The following is a 1,262-nucleotide window of genomic DNA, read 5'->3' on the forward strand; positions in this document are numbered from 1 at the left end:
AAAATCATACACAAATACGTTGTGTGCAATACCGAGAAGCTCTTGAACGAAATGAATAAAATGACATATTTAATTATTGGAATCGTAGTAATTGGAGTGATTTTTTTGCTAATTAAAAATTCAAATTCAGAATCAGACCAAAATGAATTCTTCATATCTACAGCTTCCCAAAGTGCTGACAGAATAGAAAAGCTTGGATTGAATAAGCCTTCGGAAGATATGTCTAACATATTAGATGAAAGTCAACTTCAAATTCCTAAAGTTGAAATCGGTGAAGAAAAGACTGAGTATAAAGCTGACCCATATAGAGAGTGGATTATAGAATTGACTATTCCAAATGGGACAACAATCAAGCAAGAAAAATTATATGAATTGTTCGATTATGATTGGCGAACAAATTTTACGTCAACAGTTTTTGGACATTCGCCAAAAGACGAAAGATGGACTTATGCTCTTGCTGGAGACGCACCAGAAACTTATGACCAAATTCAAGTTGCAATTGGCTTTCTCGATGTATTTAACGATGAAAACCCAAGTTTTGACGTAAAAAAGCTAGAACGCTACATTATTGAATTAAAGAAAAGATTAAAACAACACTCATTGGCTTTTGAGATTAAAGAGACTGAATCAAAAGAATCTGCAATTAAAAAAAGTAAACAGCTAGTAAAACTAAATCAATTATTCGATAAAGATATTCTCATACGACTTCAAAGTGACGACAGATTTGATGGTAGAGAAGTTTGGGATGTTTTACAAAGTTTAGGGCTTATCTGGGGAGATGGAGATTTATTTCACTGGAACAATAGTTCTGACTATGCATCAGACCAACACTTTAGCGTTTGGACTTCAACCGAACCTGGTTATTTTCTTCCAGAACAAATCAAGAACGGAAATATGAATCCAGCGAATTTAGTTTTTGGTTTTTCTATTCCACGAAGCGCAGACCCAATGAATGTTTACCGAGTTTTAGTGAATTCTGTAAAATATTGTCAAAAAAGGTTGGGCGGAAAAATTATAAACAGAAATGGAAAACCATTCAATGAGCAATTGGAATTAATGGAATTAGCTGAATTATTAAAACAAATGAATGATAATAATATAATTCCTGGTTCGGAAAACTCATTAAGATTATATTAAAATTAAAAAAATACTGCACACAACAATGTATAACCGCAATTACGGCGGATTCGACTTCGTCCGAATCCACTCGGTAATTACTAACTGCAGTTCTTAAACAAAATATGTAACTTTAATCCCGTAAC

1 protein-coding gene is annotated in these 1,262 nt (G+C 33.0%); it reads left to right on the top strand.

The features are described from left to right. Positions 1-1,137: cell division protein ZipA C-terminal FtsZ-binding domain-containing protein (locus ACOSP6_RS00375; RefSeq protein ID WP_422095673.1), on the top strand; the 1,137-nt coding region annotated here is incomplete at its 5' end. Positions 1,138-1,262: the final 125 nt, after the last annotated feature.

The organism is Tenacibaculum sp. MEBiC06402 (genome assembly GCF_049239625.1).
In the GTDB taxonomy this organism is placed as follows: domain Bacteria; phylum Bacteroidota; class Bacteroidia; order Flavobacteriales; family Flavobacteriaceae; genus Polaribacter.